Raw genomic sequence first — 15,064 nt, 5'->3', positions numbered from 1 at the left:
GATGAGTGTGGAGAACAACCAATACCTACTGGAAATGAGAGAGATTACGAAGGAATTTCCGGGCGTCAAGGCCTTGAACGGCGTTACCCTGCAAGTCCGTCCGGGAACCGTCCACGCTCTCATGGGCGAGAACGGCGCCGGCAAGTCCACCTTAATGAAGTGCCTGTTCGGCATCTACACGCCGGACGGCGGCGAGATGTTCCTGAACGGCAAGAAGCTGGAGCTCAAGAATTCGAAGGATGCCCTCGAGAACGGCATATCCATGATTCACCAAGAGCTGCACCCGGTCCCTTTCCGCAACGTGGCGGAGAACGTATGGCTGGGCCGGTTTCCCATGAAGCGGTACGGCCTATTCAGTCTGGTCGATGAAAAAAAGATGTTCCGGGACACGGAAGACCTCTTCCGCAACCTGGAAATGGACATTAATCCGAAAACGCTGGTAGGCTCCTTGTCCGTCTCGAAGGTCCAATCCATCGAGATCGCCAAGGCGGTATCCTTCAATTCCAAGGTCATTGTCATGGACGAACCCACCTCCTCCCTGACGGGGAACGAAGTGGAGCAGCTGTTCAAGATCATCCGCGATTTGAAGAGCCGGGGCGTATCCATTATCTATATATCGCACAAGATGGAAGAGATTCTGACCATCTCCGACGACGTCACTATCATGCGGGACGGCACGAAGATCGGCACCTGGCCGGCCTCCGAGCTGACGACGGACATGATCATCTCCAAGATGGTCGGCCGCGATCTGACCCAACGGTATCCCCCGCGCAGCAATGTGCCCGGCGGTTCCTTGTTGAAGGTGGAGAACTTCACCTCGCCCAATCCCAAGTCCTTCAAGAACGTATCCTTCGAGCTCCGCAAGGGCGAGATTCTCGGCGTAGGCGGCCTGGTCGGCTCCCAGCGGACTGAGCTGATCGAAGCTATCTTCGGCCTTCGGGCTACCACCACCGGATCCATGGAGATCGACGGCAAGCCGGTGAAGATCCGGTCCTCGCTGGACGCGATCCGCCACAAGATGGCGCTTCTGACGGAGGAACGGCGCGTCACGGGTATTTTCCCGGTGCTGTCGATCCATGAGAATACGGTCATCTCCAACCTGAAGCGCTACGAGAAGCCCTACCTGCTGCTGGACGGCAAGAAGATGAAGGAAGACGTGGAGAAGAGCATCGAGCGTCTGCGCGTCAAGACCCCCTCCAGCAAACAATTGATCAAGAATCTGTCGGGCGGCAACCAGCAGAAGGTGCTTCTGGCCCGCTGGCTTCTGACCGAACCGGACATCCTCCTGTTGGATGAACCGACCCGCGGCATCGACGTGGGCGCCAAATATGAGATCTACACCATCATCGCCGACCTGGCGAAGCAAGGGAAGAGCATCATCATGATTTCCTCCGAAATGCCGGAGCTTCTGGGAATGTCGGACCGGATCATGGTTATGAGCGAGGGCCGGCTCACCGGCATCGTAGACGGGGGCAAGACCAACGAAGAAGAAATCATGCGGCTTGCCGCCCAGGCATGACGAAGGAGGAACAGAAGATGAACAACAGCATGAGCGCTAAGAAGAATATCAGCGTCAAAGAGATTTTGTCCCAGAATGCCATCTATATCGTTCTTATCGTGTTGATCGTGGGCATCGCCATCAAGGATCCTAACTTCCTGTCGGTGACTACGTTCCGGGATATTCTGCTGCAGAACTCCACGAAGGCGATCATCGCCCTGGGTGCCGCGTTTATCCTGATTACCGGAGGCACGGACCTGTCGTCCGGCCGCGTCGTCGGTCTGACCGCCGTCGTATCCGCCTCCATGCTGCAGGCCTCGGATTACCCGCGGCGCTTCTTCCCGAACCTGGGCGAGCTGCCGATGATCGTGCCGATCGTGCTGGCCATTCTGGTAGGCTTGATCGTCGGTCTTCTGAACGGCTGGATCGTCTCCAAGTTCAGCGTGCCGCCTTTTATCGCCACCCTGGGCACCATGGTTATCGTATACGGCGCCAACTCCCTCTACTTCGATATGAAGCCCAACGAGTCCCAGCCCATCGGCGGACTTCGCGATGACTTCAGCCATCTGGGAACCGGCTTCTTCGGCCCGGCCGGCAAGTACTCCATCCCTTACATCGTGGTGATCGCCCTGGCGGTCGCAGCGCTGGTATGGGTGATCTTCAACAAGACCCGTCTCGGCAAGAACATGTACGCCATCGGCGGCAACGTCCAAGCGGCGGCCGTATCCGGCATCAACGTCAAGCGCAACCTGACTTACATCTACGCCATCGCAGGCGCCCTGTACGGCCTGGCGGGCGTGCTCGAGGCGGCCCGTACCGGCGGCGCCACCAACAACTACGGCAACATGTATGAGCTGGACGCCATCGCGGCGTGCGTCGTAGGCGGCGTTTCCACCTCCGGCGGCATCGGGACCGTTCCGGGCGTACTGGCCGGCGTGCTGATCTTCGGCGTTATCAACTACGGTCTGACCTTCATCGGCGTCAGCCCTTACTGGCAGCTGATCATCAAGGGCCTCATCATCGTAGCGGCCGTCGCGTTCGACATCCGCAAGTACGTCCAGAAGAAGTAATCTCTCCCTATAGGCACAAAAACAGCGGTTGGGCAGACATTCTGCGCCAACCGCTGTTTTATTTCGTCCGGGCCGAGGGCTTCAAGCGGCTCTTGCGGAGGAAGCCCGCCGCCAAGACCAGGAGAGGAACCCCGTATGCAAGGGGCAGCGCCATGTAGGGCCAGATCTGGGACAGGAACTCCATGGCCCGGAAGTGGCTGCTGACGACGTAATAGCTGGAGCCGCCCAGTACAAGCGTGACCGGAATATAGAACGGGGTCTGCTTGTCGGCTCCGAAGGTGTAGGACAAGGCTTTGACCGCGCAGTACTCGCAGAGCAGGATCTGAACGAACAGCGGGATAATGAACATGGCTACCATGATCATCTCATACCGGTGCATGAACACCCCGATCTCCGCGCTCCGGGCCAGCTGCATGCAGGAGACGATATATTGGGCTACCATCTCTGGGGACAGCACGACCACCTCCAGGATGGGCCACAGCACGACGATGATGCCGCCATACACAATGCCGATGACGCCGGCCTTGGTCCATTTCTCCTTGGGTGCCACAACGGGAAGAATCAGCGCGGTCATCAAGGTAGCCATGCCCCAATCCGTATCGTTGTGCCGGCTGGTATGAAGGATCTGGAGGAAGCCGCTCTCCACCACGGGCCTGAGTTCCTTCAGATCCATCTGCTGCAGGGACCCGAGGATCATCAGAATATTGAAGACGACCATGCAGAGAATGGCCAGCAAGGATGTGCGGCCGATGACCTCCAGCCCCTTATACATCCCGTACAAGGCGACGGACAATGCGACGATGAAGAACAGGTAGGTCGGTGCCTGCGGCAAAAAATAGTCCATGATGTGGTACACGAAGGTAATCATGATCGTGGCGAAGGCCCCGGTGAAGAAGACGAAGAGCAATAGACCCAGAGCCTTGGCGGGCCACCGTCCCAGCAGGATCTCCGCCTGCTCCAGGATCGTCTTGGAGGGCATCCGCTTGATGATCATGACGGTCAAGAGCATGATCGCGGCTCCCTTCAGAGTGGAGAAGAGGGTGGCAAGCCAGATGTCCCCGTAGATCTCCCGGGCCATGACCCCTTGGGTGACGCCCAAGGCCTTGGCATAGACCATGGACATGATCATGGCCATCAGCATGCCTTCGGATATCCGGATTTTCATCAGTCGTTCTCCCCCTCCTGTTGGCCCAGTGGACGGGTGGGCAGAATCAGCAGCACCGGGTTGGTGATCTCGGCGGTAACCTCCACTGTGGCCTCTGATTCAGCGAAGACCTCCTGCCATCGGTTGCGAATGGTTTTCCATTGGCCCGGATACCGGTTCTGGAATTCCTTGCCCAAGTCCAGAAAGTCGGTTTTGTACACCTTGATCGCCTTGTTAAGCACACCCTCCAGATCTCCCTTGTATTTGGCGGCGGCTCCTTTCTCGAGAGACTTGGCAGCCGATTCGGTTCCATCGGGAGCGGTGCACCCCAACTCCACCAGATCCATTGTGACATGGAGCTTCACGCGGAACTTTACCTGCTCGCCATCGTAAGAGGGTGTCACCTTGAAGCGGTTGCCCCGCATCTCCAGGCTGACGGTATGCTTGTCTTCTCCGGGACATGGCAGGGAGATGACGCTGGATTCCATCTTCTCTATAAACCACAGAAGTCCCCGGCTTTCCCCGGGGGATAAGGTCCCCAGCATCTTCGAGTTCCGGAATACGGCGGCGCCGGATAGCTCGACCTGGTCCTCCTTGGGCTTGGGTGACGGCTTCTTCATGTCGTACTCGTGCTTCGCCTTCTTCACCAGGGCGATGACCGGATTGGAGGACCGGCTCAGATAGGCGGCCCCCACCTCCTTAATGGTGGTGCGGGGAGCCTCCGAGACGATCCGGTTGAACCGGAACAAGCGGTCGATGCTGTCTCCTGGGATCGGCTCGGCCCCCGTGTCGGTGGAGACCAGCTCGCTGGCTTGGCCGGGCGTGACGACCACCCAGGTGTTCATCCGGAGCTCATGGTTCCGGGTGAAGAAGTCGACCACCTCCCGGATCCCGTCCTTGGCCAGATCCTCGCCGATGACGATGACTCGGTTATGGGCCCAGAACACCCTGCGGGAGGTGAACCGGCCCAGGTTGCGGATCGCCTCGAAGATGGACTTCCCCTCGGCGCTCACGATCCAGACCGGCTCCCCGCTGACGCCGCCCGAGCCCTGGGTGTTTCCCCGCGCGGCCTGGGTCCGTACGATCTGGGCCGTAACCCGGACATTGCCTGACTTGGCCTTGTCCAGGCCGACGGCCATAACGAGAGCCATCTGGTTCAGCTCCAGCTTGCCGCAGCCGGCGGGCAGGAGGAGCGCCGCCGTCAGGAGGACCACAAGGGCCCGTCTCCATAGACTCATGGCTGATTCTCCTCCTTCTCTTCCTGCTTCCCGGTCCGGGAGCTCTCTCCGAAGGTATCCGGTCCCGGCATGGCGCCCTTCCTCATCCGGTTGGGGTCACCTTGGGAGAGCCACGGCCGTTTCTTCATGGTCCACCACGGCATGCGCAGAATGATATCCTTCTGCTCCGACGGGCGGAAGGGGGATAAGGGCTCCATGTAGGGCTGCCCGAAGGATTTCAAGGACAGGATATGCAGCAGCATGATAACCAGTACCCCGCCGAAGCCCAACAGTCCCATGGTGCCCGAGGCGATCAAGAGGGGGAACCGGGTGATCCGGACGGAGAACGAGATGGCATAGTTGGGTACGGAGAAGGAGGCGATCCCCGTTACAGCGACGACAATGACGGCGAAGGTGCCTACGATGCCCGCCTGTACGGCCGCTTGGCCGATAACCAGGGAACCGACGATGCTGACCGCGGAGCCGATGGGCCGCGGCATGCGGAGACCCGCCTCCCGCATCAGCTCGAAGAACAGCTCCATCAGCAGCACCTCGAACAGCACCGGGAACGGCACCACCTCCCGGCCTGCGGCAATGGTCAGCGCCAGCGCCGTCGGCATCATCTCCTGATGGAAGCTGGCGACGAGGACGTAGATGGAGGGCAGGGTCAAGCTGATGATCAGGGCGGCGAGCCGCAGCAGACGAAAGAAGGAGCCCACATAATACCGGGAATAGTAATCGTCACTCGCTTGGATGAACATCCAGAAGGTGGCCGGCACGATGAGGGTGAAGGGGGTTCCGTCCACGAAGATGGCGGCCCTTCCTTCCAGGAGGCAGGCCGCCACCTTGTCGGGCCGCTCCGTCGCTTGAGTGGTAACGAAGGGAGAGAGGGGCTCGTCATCGATCATCTCCTCGATATAGCCGCTGCCGATAACGGAATCCATATCGATGCTGTCCAGCCGTCTCTTGATCTCGTCGACCAGCCCTTCCTTCACGAGCCCTTCAATATAGGCGATATTGACGAGAGTATGGGTTTTGCGGCCTACCTTGGTCTCGTCAATGCGCAGGTTCGGGTTGTGCAGCCGTCTGCGAAGCAGAGCGGTGTTGGTCCGGATGATCTCGGTGAACCCGTCCCGGGGTCCGCGGATCACCGGCTCTGTGGAAGGCTCGTCGATGCTGCGGACCGGCCCGCCGATGGTGTTAAGCAGCAGGGCCTCCTTCGAGCCGTCCAGGAGCAGGAGCGTAAGGCCGGCGAACATGCCCTCCGAGGCCTGCTCCAAGGTTGTGATGCGCTTGAAATCGGTCGTATTCACGACGGATTCCTGCAAGATTTGAAGGCTGGACACATCCTCCTCATACCGGTGTAGAGGCTCGAGGATGCCGTTCTGGACCACCTTGCCGTCCGCCAGCCCGTCAAAATAATAGAGACAGCCCTTTTTGTCCTCCGGCTTGCGGAGGGCAAACTCCCGCTCAACCAGGTCCACGGATTGGCCCAAGAGCTTCCGGATGGATTTCCGGTTCTTCTCCAGGCTGTCGGATAGATCATGTTTGCTTTCACGCGCCTGCCCGTTCATTATGGGGTCACCTCACGCAGGGTGTGTTTCGTATAATCTGTCCGGCGGGCTGGTAAACTATGCATATTGCGGAAGAAGGATGAAGGACGGGATGAGATGGATTTCTATTCGATGTGGATCTACCGGTATGTGTTGAACGCCCCCTGGTTCGTGTGGGGCTTCGTCTGGACCATCTTTGCGCTCAATCTCCTGATGCCGCTTCTGCTCTGGCTGACCATTGCCGGCCGGCGGATTCGGATGCCCGGCTCTTCGAAGAAGCCGGGCACACAGAACGAAACCCACCCAGACCCCGGATAGGGGTTGGGTGGGTTTCGTTGTCATGAAGCGGCTGTCAGCCGGTCCGGGGAAGCGTGGGCGCTGCCGGCCTGCGCTGCCGGTGGCTGGTGAACGCCGCCTGCGGCAGGGCGATGCCCCCCAGGATCAGGGCAACCCCCAGCCATTGGAGCGGGTGCACGGTTTCGCCCAGGACGAGCCGGGACAGCAATACGGCGGTAGGCAGCTCCGCGGAGCTCAGGATGGAGCCGAGGCCGGGTCCGATCTTGGGCATGCCCGCGGCGAAGAGCAGATTCGGCAGCACCATACCGAAGAAGCCGAGCGGCACGCCGAACCTCCACAGGCCCCCGCTCAGATAGGTCCCGTCCGCTAGGAAGGCTGGAGGGAACAGCACAAAGGCCAGCAGCATGCCGCCGGTGGTCATGGCGAAAGCCCGCTGGAGCGGGTGGTGCTCCGGCTCCGTCCGGCCGCTGAAGAAGATGAACAGGGTGAAGCTGACGGCGGACAAGAGGCCGTAGAGGAGCCCGGTGCTCCATTCCAGCGCTCCGGCGCCGATGCCTCCAGCCAAGAGCGTCCCTGCGATGAGGACGGGGATGGCGGCAGCCTTGGAGCGCGAGGGCCAGCGTCGGGTAACGGCGGCCTCCAGCAGGACGCCGATCCAGCTGAACTGGAAGAGCAGGACGATGGCGACGGAGGCCGGAATCGTCTGGAGGGCGGAATAGTAGAACCAGCCGGTCAGCGTGCTGAAGGTCCCGACGGCCAAGAGCCGCAGCCAGCTCCGCCAGGGCAGCCCTCTCCGAAGCAGGAGCAGGCGCCCTGCCAGCAGCATACACCAGCCGGTAAATACCTGGCTTCCCAGCACTTCTCCTGTGGTGAATCCGTCTCCGTAAGCCAGCTTGACGATGGTGGAGAGCACGCCGAAGCTGACGGCGCCTCCTATAATGAAGAGTATCGGGCGGATGGGCATGAGGATGAACCAACTCCTTCAGAGCCGTAAGACGGCATACAGATTGTTCCATGGTACCATGGCCTGCCGGAGGCGGCAACCAGGGGGGAAGCGAAGAGGCCCCTGATGGTGCACACCCGACAAGCCGGCTCTCCATCGGGAACACGGCACGCCCGATGCGCACGCGGAGCTTCGGGTTGTTGCGGTCGTGCATTTTGCGGTTATGGTCGTCTCTTCCCATAAGGTCGGATGCCTCCTTGAACTCATTGGTACAAGCAGTAGAATGCGGATTCCGGACTCAAAGTATGCGGCCTCCTCCTGGTCCGGCAAAAAGCTATTGACGCGGAAGCGGCTTCGGTGATAGCATAGTAAAAATTTAGAGTAACCGTTAGGAGGATTAGGAGCGTGGCCTTTTATTATTTGGAACCGTCCCGGACGTTCAGTGAATTTCTGCTCATCCCCAATCTGACAACCAAGGAGAACATCCCGTCCAAGGTAAGCCTGAAGACGCCGATCACCAAGTTCAGGAAGGGGGAAGAGGATCCGGGCATCTCGCTGAACATTCCGTTCTCGTCCGCCGTCATGCAGGCCGTATCCGACCACCACATGGCCGTCGCGCTGGCGCGATGCGGCGGCATCTCGTTCATCTTCGGCTCCCAGACGGTAGAGGATCAAGCCCGGATGGTGCGCAAGGCCAAGAGCTACAAGGCCGGCTTCGTCGTCAGCCGCTCGAACCTGACCCCGGAGCATACGCTGGAGGACGTGCTGGCGCTGAAGCAGGAGACGGGACATTCCACGGTAGCGGTCACCCATGACGGCTCCCCCAACGGCAAGCTGCTGGGTATCGTCACGAGCCGGGACTACCGCGTCAGCCGCGATGCCCTGACCAAGAAGGTAGGAGAGTTCATGACCCCGTTCTCCCACCTGATCTATGGGAAGCTGGGCATCACGCTGGGAGAGGCCAACGACCTGATCTGGGACCACAAGCTGAACTGCCTGCCTGTCGTGGACGAGCAGCAGGTGCTGCAATATCTGGTGTTCCGCAAGGACTACGACGAGCACAAGGAGAATCCTCTGGAGCTCTTGGACGCCAATAAGAGCTACATCGTCGGCGCGGGCATCAATACGAAGGATTACGAAGAGCGGGTGCCGGCTCTGGTGGAAGCGGGCGCGGACTGCCTCGTCATCGACTCCTCCGACGGTTATACCGAGTACCAGAAGGAGACCATCGAGTTCATCAAGGCCAACTTCAGCATCCCGGTAGGCGCCGGCAACGTGGTGGACCGGGAAGGGTTCCTGTACCTGGTGAACGCCGGAGCTGACTTCATCAAGGTGGGAATCGGCGGAGGCTCCATCTGCATTACCCGGGAGCAAAAAGGCATCGGCCGCGGACAAGCCTCGGCCTTGATCGAGGTAGCGGCGGCTCGGGACGAATACTTCGCCGAGACCGGCATCTACGTGCCGATCTGCTCCGACGGCGGCATCGTGCATGACTACCATATCACCCTGGCCTTGGCCATGGGCGCGGACTTCGTCATGATGGGCCGCTATTTCGCCCGGTTCGACGAGAGCCCGACGAAGAAGCTGAAGATCGGCAACAACTTCGTGAAGGAGTTCTGGGGCGAAGGCTCCAACCGGGCCCGCAACTGGCAGCGGTACGATACCGGCGGCAAGGCGGGGCTCGTGTTCGAGGAAGGCGTGGATTCCTACGTTCCTTATGCGGGTAGCCTGAGGGAGAACCTGGAGAAGACCCTCCACAAGATCAAGTCTACCATGTGCAACTGCGGCTCCCTGTCGATCGGAGAGCTCCAGCAGAAGGCGCGGATCACCCTGGTATCCGCTACCAGCCTGGTGGAGGGCGGCGCCCATGACGTCATCCTGAAGGAGAACAGCCTGTCAGGCGATTGATGATCGGATGCAATCCCAACAAGAAGAAGCCCGGAGAATGCTCTCCGGGCTCTATTTTTTGATCAGCCAAAGGCACTATTGCCGCTGGTTGCTTGGATCAACGCCCAAATCCGAGATCAAGGGCAAATCTGCCGCTTGTTACCCCATAGAAGGGAACCAGGGTACTTTCACCCTCCCATCAACGGTATAAATGCCGTTCATCAAGTCGGATGATGGGGAACACGATGAACCGAACGGCAAATCTGCCGTTGATCGGATGGAAGGGATACGGCCGTTTGCAGAGCTACCATAACAGGTGGATCAACCCTGCGATCGGGAACAGGCCGAGCAGGAAGATCTCGAACCAGTAGAGCCGGTTCTCCATGTGGCGGTGGCTCAGCTTATGGTAGGACTTCATGGTGCTGCGCAGGCTGTGGATCTTGCTCTGGAGCACGTCGAACCGGTCGTTGATCTCCATGTACTCGGAGAAGGCGTCGTAGAGCCGCCTCCCGTTCAGGGTCAGGTTCAGCTCCTCCGCCAGGGACCGGTCGAAGATGCGGATGTTGTGGATGCTCTCATACTCGAACTTCAGGAACTTGGAGACGACGCTCATCAGGGAACGCTTGTTCATGCGGAGCTTGCCCCGGTTCAGGTCGTTCAGGTAGCGTTCGGATTCGTCGATGCTGGACTCCACGTCCAGCTCGATCTTGTTCATGGCGGACGACTTGGCCAGCAGGATGGAGATCAGCGGGATGAAGGACTCCTCGTACCGGTACACGGCGCCGCTCTCGGGAAAAGGGCGGATCTCCTCCGGATTCTGCACCAGGATCGTATGGCTCTCGGAAAACCGGGCCACCATCTCGTAATCGATGCCCTCCGTCAGTCCGGCGATGAATTCGAGGAACACGCTGACGTCCGCCTCCTCGAAGTTGACGAACGTGATGCAGCCGAACTCGAACAGATAAGCCTGGAGGGGGCCGCTTTGGCGCTTCAGGATCTCCTCCAGCTGGGGACCCTGCAGGACGATATATTCCTTCCAGCTGCTGGCCCGCTGGAGCTGGAAGAAGCTCGCCACCTTCTCGAGAGGAATGGAAGGACTGATCTTGGAGCTGCGGAAGCGAAGAACGGTTCCGGGGGTCATTTGATCAGCTCCACCAGCATCAGAATCACTTCGGCTACGATCAGGATGACGATGATCCATTCGACGAACAGACCGCGGATGGAGTGGCTGATGGTGGAGAAGCCGTCCATCATGTTGTACAGGATCTCGGTCTTGCTCTTCAGGATCTGGTACCTGTCGGAGAGCTCGAAGAACTCCGTCATCTTATCGTAGAATTCGCCGGCCACGCTGTTGGCCCAGGTGATGTCCGGCTTATCCAGGATCATGATGTACGCGATGGTGTTGTATTCGTGGCGCACGATCCGGGCGGTGGTACGGGCCAGCTCCTTGTCGCTGATCCGGAGATTGCCCTTCTCCAGCCGCTCGATCATGGTCTCCAGACGGTCCAGAATCCGGCCCAGCTGCTCCTCGGTCTTCTCCAGGGCCACCGACTTGGCGATGACGATGGAGATGAGCTCCGGATAGAAGATCTCGTATTCCGGCACCACCACATATTCGTCGGTCAGCTCCGTGCCCTCGGTGGCGGTTGCGCCGACGTGCAGGGAATAGTCATCCGTATAGGTGTCCAGATTGCGCATGTCGATGTCCGACTCGAAGGTGCGGACGTATTGCAGGAAGACAGTGACTTCCTCGGGACCGGTATGGTTGATGAAGACCACGCTGCCGAAGGAGAAGACGAGCACCTTCTGCGTGTCGCCCACCGGCTTCTTCAGAATGTTCTTCAGGATGTCCCCCTGCAGGACCAGCGGCTCCTCCCAGGTGTATTTTTTGGGGATTCCGCAGTCGCTGGCGATTTTGTTCAGGTCGATCTCGTTGCTGACGGCATAAGCTTTGAAGCTCATGGTTTCCATATGTGCATCACCCTTCTAAGGAATTATACCAATAATCGGCGCCCGGGTAATGCTCCGGAAGGTGCTTTTTACATTGTCCTATTATGTAGAATTTGTAAACCGGGCCAAGCCATACCCTCTGGCGTGAAAAAGCCCGGCGCCATCCTGGTCGGATCAGCGTTCCGGGCTTGACTCTTGTATGAGGATGCTTACAGTTCCAGCTCCCGAAGGAAATCTTGGTCCAGCTGGTCGGCCAGTCGCTGGCTGATCCGGCTGTTCAGGGCGGCGATGACGGTAGTATGAATGGATTCGGGCAGCTCCCGGCGAATGGCTTCGAACTGGTTGTGGATGATGATGTCCATCACCCGCGGCGCCAGATGCTCCTCGGCCTCATTATGGAATCGTTCGGACGAGCTGAAGGTGGTCTCGCGTACCGCCTGTCCGTTGCAGTACAGAATCTCACGGGCGACGGATTTCTGGACGATCAGGTTGCCTCGGGCCGTCAGGAATACCTCCGTCAGGGTCGACGGGTAGATGATGCCGCAGAAATTCGGGTCATTCAGGTGCGTGTTCTCATCGGTCTTCTTCTCATGTTGGGCGATCTTCTTGCAGTAGACCTTCTTCACTTCGTCGAACTTCCGCAGGCGGAACAGCGTCTCCTTGAAGCCGAGTGCTTCCAGCTTGGTCTTGTTGATATACGTGCGCAGGGCCGCAGTCAGGAAGGAGGATACGGCACGGCTGTCACCCTGGGACAAGTCAACGGCTTTATTCAGCAGCTCACGATCGATCTCAACCTCGGGATGCGGGAGACTGGTGAGAAAGTCCATGGTGGGGCCCTCCAGATATACATAGTATAGTGCTTTCCCTCCCATTATAAAGTGAACACGCCTTCATTCCCCGGGCGAAAAATGATAATCTCATGAATTTTATCTTCAGCCTCTATTGCATAGGGGGAGGGGGTATGTTATGATACATTCATCAGCTAGATATACCCTACAGGGGTATCCTACAAAAAGATCCGGGTTCCGTTCTCTAAACCGCGGATATTGATCATAGAGGGAGGCGAACTCCATGGAATCGAAACAAACGACGATGCAGATTACGGGTATGACCTGCGCCGCCTGCGCCACTCGGATCGAGAGGGGCTTAAGCAAGCTGGAAGGGGTGGAACGCGCCCACGTGAACCTGGCCTTGGAGCGGGCGACCGTGAACTATGATCCCGGACAGTTGAAGCCGGAGGAGCTGGAGGCCAAGGTGGTGAACCTGGGCTACGGTGTGGCGAAGGAGTCCGTAGACCTGACTATCGGAGGCATGACCTGTGCGGCCTGCGCCGCCCGGATCGAGAAGGGCCTCTCCCGGATGCCCGGCGTGTCCAAGGCCAGCGTGAATCTGGCGCTGGAGACGGCCCGGGTGGAATGGAGCGGCGGCGGGCTGGCGGCGGCCGATCTGATCCAGAAGGTGGAGCAGCTGGGGTATACGGCGGCCGTGAAGCAGGAAGCGGGAGCCGATGCGGGCGACCACCGGAAGAAGGATATCGCTCGTCAGAAGGCTACCTTCTGGGCCTCCGCCATCCTGTCCCTGCCGCTTCTGTGGTCCATGGTCGGCCACTTTTCTTGGCTGTCGTTCCTGTGGGTGCCGGAGGCGTTCATGAACCCTTGGGTTCAGCTGGCCCTCTCCTCCCTGGTTCAATTCTGGATCGGCCGACAATTCTATGTGGGCGCCTACAAGGCGCTTCGCAACGGCAGCGCCAACATGGACGTTCTGGTGGCGCTGGGCACGTCGGCGGCTTATTTTTTCAGCGTGTACCTGGTCTTGCAGTGGTGGTCGGAGGGCGGGCACCATATGCCCGGGCTGTACTTCGAGACCAGCGCGGTGCTGATCACCCTGATCCTGCTCGGCAAGCTGTTCGAGGCTCTGGCCAAGGGCCGCACCTCCGAGGCAATCAAGACCTTAATGGGGCTGCAGGCGAAGACGGCGACGGTCATCCGCGATGGCGCAGAGCTGCAGGTGCCGGTGGAGCAGGTGCTGCAGGGCGACGTGATCCTGGTGAAGCCGGGCGAGAAGATCCCCGTGGACGCTGTGGTGCTGGAGGGCCGCTCGTCCGTGGACGAATCCATGCTGACAGGGGAGAGCATCCCGGTGGATAAGGAGCCGGGCACCACCGTCATCGGGGCCACCCTGAACAAGAACGGCTCCCTCCGGATTCAAGCGGTCAAGGTGGGCAAGGATACCGCTCTGGCCCAAATCATCAAGGTGGTGGAGGAGGCCCAGGGCTCCAAGGCGCCCATCCAGCGGGTCGCCGACCTGATCTCCGGCGTGTTCGTTCCCATCGTGGTGGGTCTTGCCGTCGCCACCTTCCTGATCTGGTACTTCATCGGGGTGCCCGGCGATTTCGCCGAAGCCCTAGAGAAGGCGATTGCGGTTCTGGTCATCGCCTGCCCCTGCGCCCTGGGGCTGGCAACCCCCACCTCCATCATGGCCGGCTCAGGCCGGGCGGCGGAGGCGGGCATTCTCTTCAAGGGCGGCGAGCACCTGGAGCTTACGGGCCGGATCGACACCGTCGTGCTCGATAAAACCGGCACCGTGACCTACGGCAAGCCGGTGCTGACGGACGTCATCCTGGCCGAAGGCGCCAAGGTGGCCGGGGAGGAGGAGCTGCTCCGGCTGGTGGGGGCGGCGGAGAAGCCGTCCGAGCACCCGATGGCCGACGCCATCGTCCGCGGGATTGCAGACCGGGGCTTGGCTCTTCCGGATGCCGAAGCGTTCGAGGCCATCCCCGGCTACGGCATCCGGGCCCGGGTGGACGACCGGGAGCTCCTGGTCGGCACCCGCCGGCTGCTGACCGGCCAAGGCGTGGCAATGGCGGCGGCGGAGCCGGAGATGGAGCGTCTCGAGCGGGAGGGCAAGACCTCCATGCTGGTGGCGGTGGACGGTGTGTGGGCCGGTATCGTGGCTGTGGCCGATACGATGAAGGAGACGTCCCCCCAGGCTGTGGAACGTCTGCACCGGCTCGGCATCGAGACGGTGATGATCACCGGCGACAACCGCCGGACGGCTGAGGCTATCGCCAAGCAGGCGGGCATCCGCCGGGTGCTGGCCGAGGTGCTGCCGGAGGGCAAGGCCGCCGAGGTCCGCAAGCTGCAGCAGGAGGGCAAGCGGGTCGCCATGGTGGGCGACGGCATCAATGACGCTCCTGCGCTGGCTACGGCCGACATCGGCATGGCGGTGGGCACCGGCACCGACGTGGCCCTGGAGGCGGCGGACATCACGCTGCTTCGCGGAGACCTGAACGGCATCGCCGACGCCATCTACATGAGCCGCCGGACCATGGGGAACATTAAGCAGAATTTATTCTGGGCCCTGGCCTACAATACCCTGGGCATTCCGATCGCAGCGGCTGGGTTCCTGGCTCCATGGCTGGCCGGTGCGGCGATGGCACTGAGCTCCGTCTCGGTCGTGATGAACGCGCTGCGGCTGCAGCGGATCAAGCTCTGAGACGGCGCAT

12 protein-coding genes are annotated in these 15,064 nt (G+C 60.2%); 5 read left to right on the top strand and 7 right to left on the bottom strand.

The features are described 5' to 3' along the window. Positions 1-34 precede the first annotated feature (34 nt). Both ACSEXW_RS24915 and mglC read left to right on the top strand, forming a co-directional pair. Entirely contained in the window at positions 35-1,519 is a 1,485-nt protein-coding gene (locus tag ACSEXW_RS24915; RefSeq protein ID WP_438448921.1) for a sugar ABC transporter ATP-binding protein, read from the top strand. Between the two features lie 17 nt (positions 1,520-1,536). After that, the gene (mglC, locus tag ACSEXW_RS24910) at positions 1,537-2,568 is read left to right on the top strand and encodes a galactose/methyl galactoside ABC transporter permease MglC (RefSeq protein WP_438448901.1); all 1,032 of its coding nucleotides are present in this window, start codon (positions 1,537-1,539) and stop codon (positions 2,566-2,568) included. A 58-nt stretch (positions 2,569-2,626) separates the two neighbouring features. Here the strand turns inward: mglC and ACSEXW_RS24905 are convergent, their stop codons facing one another. From ACSEXW_RS24905 to ACSEXW_RS24895, 3 genes are read right to left on the bottom strand one after another with little or no spacing between them, the layout of a single operon-like run. Then, on the bottom strand, positions 2,627-3,733 hold the full coding sequence (locus ACSEXW_RS24905) for a GerAB/ArcD/ProY family transporter (protein ID WP_438448900.1): 1,107 nt from the start codon (positions 3,731-3,733) through the stop codon (positions 2,627-2,629). Beyond that, on the bottom strand, positions 3,733-4,950 hold the full coding sequence (locus ACSEXW_RS24900) for a Ger(x)C family spore germination protein (RefSeq protein ID WP_438448899.1): 1,218 nt from the start codon (positions 4,948-4,950) through the stop codon (positions 3,733-3,735). The genes ACSEXW_RS24905 and ACSEXW_RS24900 overlap by 1 nt, the downstream gene beginning before the upstream one ends. Beyond that, positions 4,947-6,503: a spore germination protein gene (locus tag ACSEXW_RS24895; RefSeq protein ID WP_438448898.1), complete on the bottom strand. Its 1,557-nt coding sequence runs from the start codon at positions 6,501-6,503 to the stop codon at positions 4,947-4,949. The genes ACSEXW_RS24900 and ACSEXW_RS24895 overlap by 4 nt, the downstream gene beginning before the upstream one ends. Positions 6,504-6,599: 96 nt before the next feature. Between ACSEXW_RS24895 and ACSEXW_RS24890 the strand changes: the two genes are divergently transcribed. Further along, positions 6,600-6,800 carry a hypothetical protein gene (locus tag ACSEXW_RS24890; protein ID WP_438448897.1) on the top strand — a complete coding sequence of 67 codons (201 nt, stop codon included), beginning with the start codon at positions 6,600-6,602 and terminating at the stop codon, positions 6,798-6,800. Positions 6,801-6,834: 34 nt separating this feature from the next. Here ACSEXW_RS24890 and ACSEXW_RS24885 read toward each other — a convergent pair whose 3' ends face one another. Beyond that, positions 6,835-7,743, bottom strand: coding sequence for an EamA family transporter (locus tag ACSEXW_RS24885; protein WP_438448896.1), 909 nt, complete (start codon positions 7,741-7,743; stop codon positions 6,835-6,837). A 384-nt stretch (positions 7,744-8,127) separates the two neighbouring features. Between ACSEXW_RS24885 and ACSEXW_RS24880 the strand changes: the two genes are divergently transcribed. Then, positions 8,128-9,630 carry an IMP dehydrogenase gene (locus tag ACSEXW_RS24880; protein ID WP_438448895.1) on the top strand — a complete coding sequence of 501 codons (1,503 nt, stop codon included), beginning with the start codon at positions 8,128-8,130 and terminating at the stop codon, positions 9,628-9,630. Between the two features lie 283 nt (positions 9,631-9,913). Here ACSEXW_RS24880 and ACSEXW_RS24875 read toward each other — a convergent pair whose 3' ends face one another. The 3 genes from ACSEXW_RS24875 to ACSEXW_RS24865 all read right to left on the bottom strand — a co-directional run bounded on the left by ACSEXW_RS24875 (position 9,914) and on the right by ACSEXW_RS24865 (position 12,386). Further along, positions 9,914-10,750 carry an RMD1 family protein gene (locus tag ACSEXW_RS24875; protein WP_438448894.1) on the bottom strand — a complete coding sequence of 279 codons (837 nt, stop codon included), beginning with the start codon at positions 10,748-10,750 and terminating at the stop codon, positions 9,914-9,916. Continuing rightward, entirely contained in the window at positions 10,747-11,580 is an 834-nt protein-coding gene (locus ACSEXW_RS24870; protein ID WP_438448893.1) for an RMD1 family protein, read from the bottom strand. The genes ACSEXW_RS24875 and ACSEXW_RS24870 overlap by 4 nt, the downstream gene beginning before the upstream one ends. A gap of 188 nt (positions 11,581-11,768) precedes the next feature. Further along, positions 11,769-12,386: a hypothetical protein gene (locus ACSEXW_RS24865; RefSeq protein ID WP_438448892.1), complete on the bottom strand. Its 618-nt coding sequence runs from the start codon at positions 12,384-12,386 to the stop codon at positions 11,769-11,771. A 244-nt stretch (positions 12,387-12,630) separates the two neighbouring features. Here ACSEXW_RS24865 and ACSEXW_RS24860 point away from each other — a divergent pair, with 244 nt between their 5' ends. Continuing rightward, positions 12,631-15,054, top strand: coding sequence for a heavy metal translocating P-type ATPase (locus tag ACSEXW_RS24860; protein WP_438448891.1), 2,424 nt, complete (start codon positions 12,631-12,633; stop codon positions 15,052-15,054). Positions 15,055-15,064 lie beyond the last annotated feature (10 nt).

The sequence above is a fragment of the Oryzibacillus soli genome, assembly GCF_051594765.1.
GTDB lineage: Bacteria > Bacillota > Bacilli > Paenibacillales > NBRC-103111 > Paenibacillus_AR.
This window is presented reverse-complemented; position numbering and strand designations above follow the sequence as displayed.

Coding starts and splice junctions, on each gene's coding strand:
- ACSEXW_RS24895 (WP_438448898.1), bottom strand. CDS start 6,503: ATGAACGGGCAGGCGCGTGAAAGCAAACATGATCTATCCGACAGCCTG.
- ACSEXW_RS24875 (WP_438448894.1), bottom strand. CDS start 10,750: ATGACCCCCGGAACCGTTCTTCGCTTCCGCAGCTCCAAGATCAGTCCT.
- ACSEXW_RS24870 (WP_438448893.1), bottom strand. CDS start 11,580: ATGGAAACCATGAGCTTCAAAGCTTATGCCGTCAGCAACGAGATCGAC.
- ACSEXW_RS24890 (WP_438448897.1), top strand. CDS start 6,600: ATGGATTTCTATTCGATGTGGATCTACCGGTATGTGTTGAACGCCCCC.
- mglC (WP_438448901.1), top strand. CDS start 1,537: ATGAACAACAGCATGAGCGCTAAGAAGAATATCAGCGTCAAAGAGATT.
- ACSEXW_RS24885 (WP_438448896.1), bottom strand. CDS start 7,743: ATGCCCATCCGCCCGATACTCTTCATTATAGGAGGCGCCGTCAGCTTC.
- ACSEXW_RS24915 (WP_438448921.1), top strand. CDS start 35: ATGAGAGAGATTACGAAGGAATTTCCGGGCGTCAAGGCCTTGAACGGC.
- ACSEXW_RS24865 (WP_438448892.1), bottom strand. CDS start 12,386: ATGGACTTTCTCACCAGTCTCCCGCATCCCGAGGTTGAGATCGATCGT.
- ACSEXW_RS24900 (WP_438448899.1), bottom strand. CDS start 4,950: ATGAGTCTATGGAGACGGGCCCTTGTGGTCCTCCTGACGGCGGCGCTC.
- ACSEXW_RS24905 (WP_438448900.1), bottom strand. CDS start 3,733: ATGAAAATCCGGATATCCGAAGGCATGCTGATGGCCATGATCATGTCC.
- ACSEXW_RS24860 (WP_438448891.1), top strand. CDS start 12,631: ATGGAATCGAAACAAACGACGATGCAGATTACGGGTATGACCTGCGCC.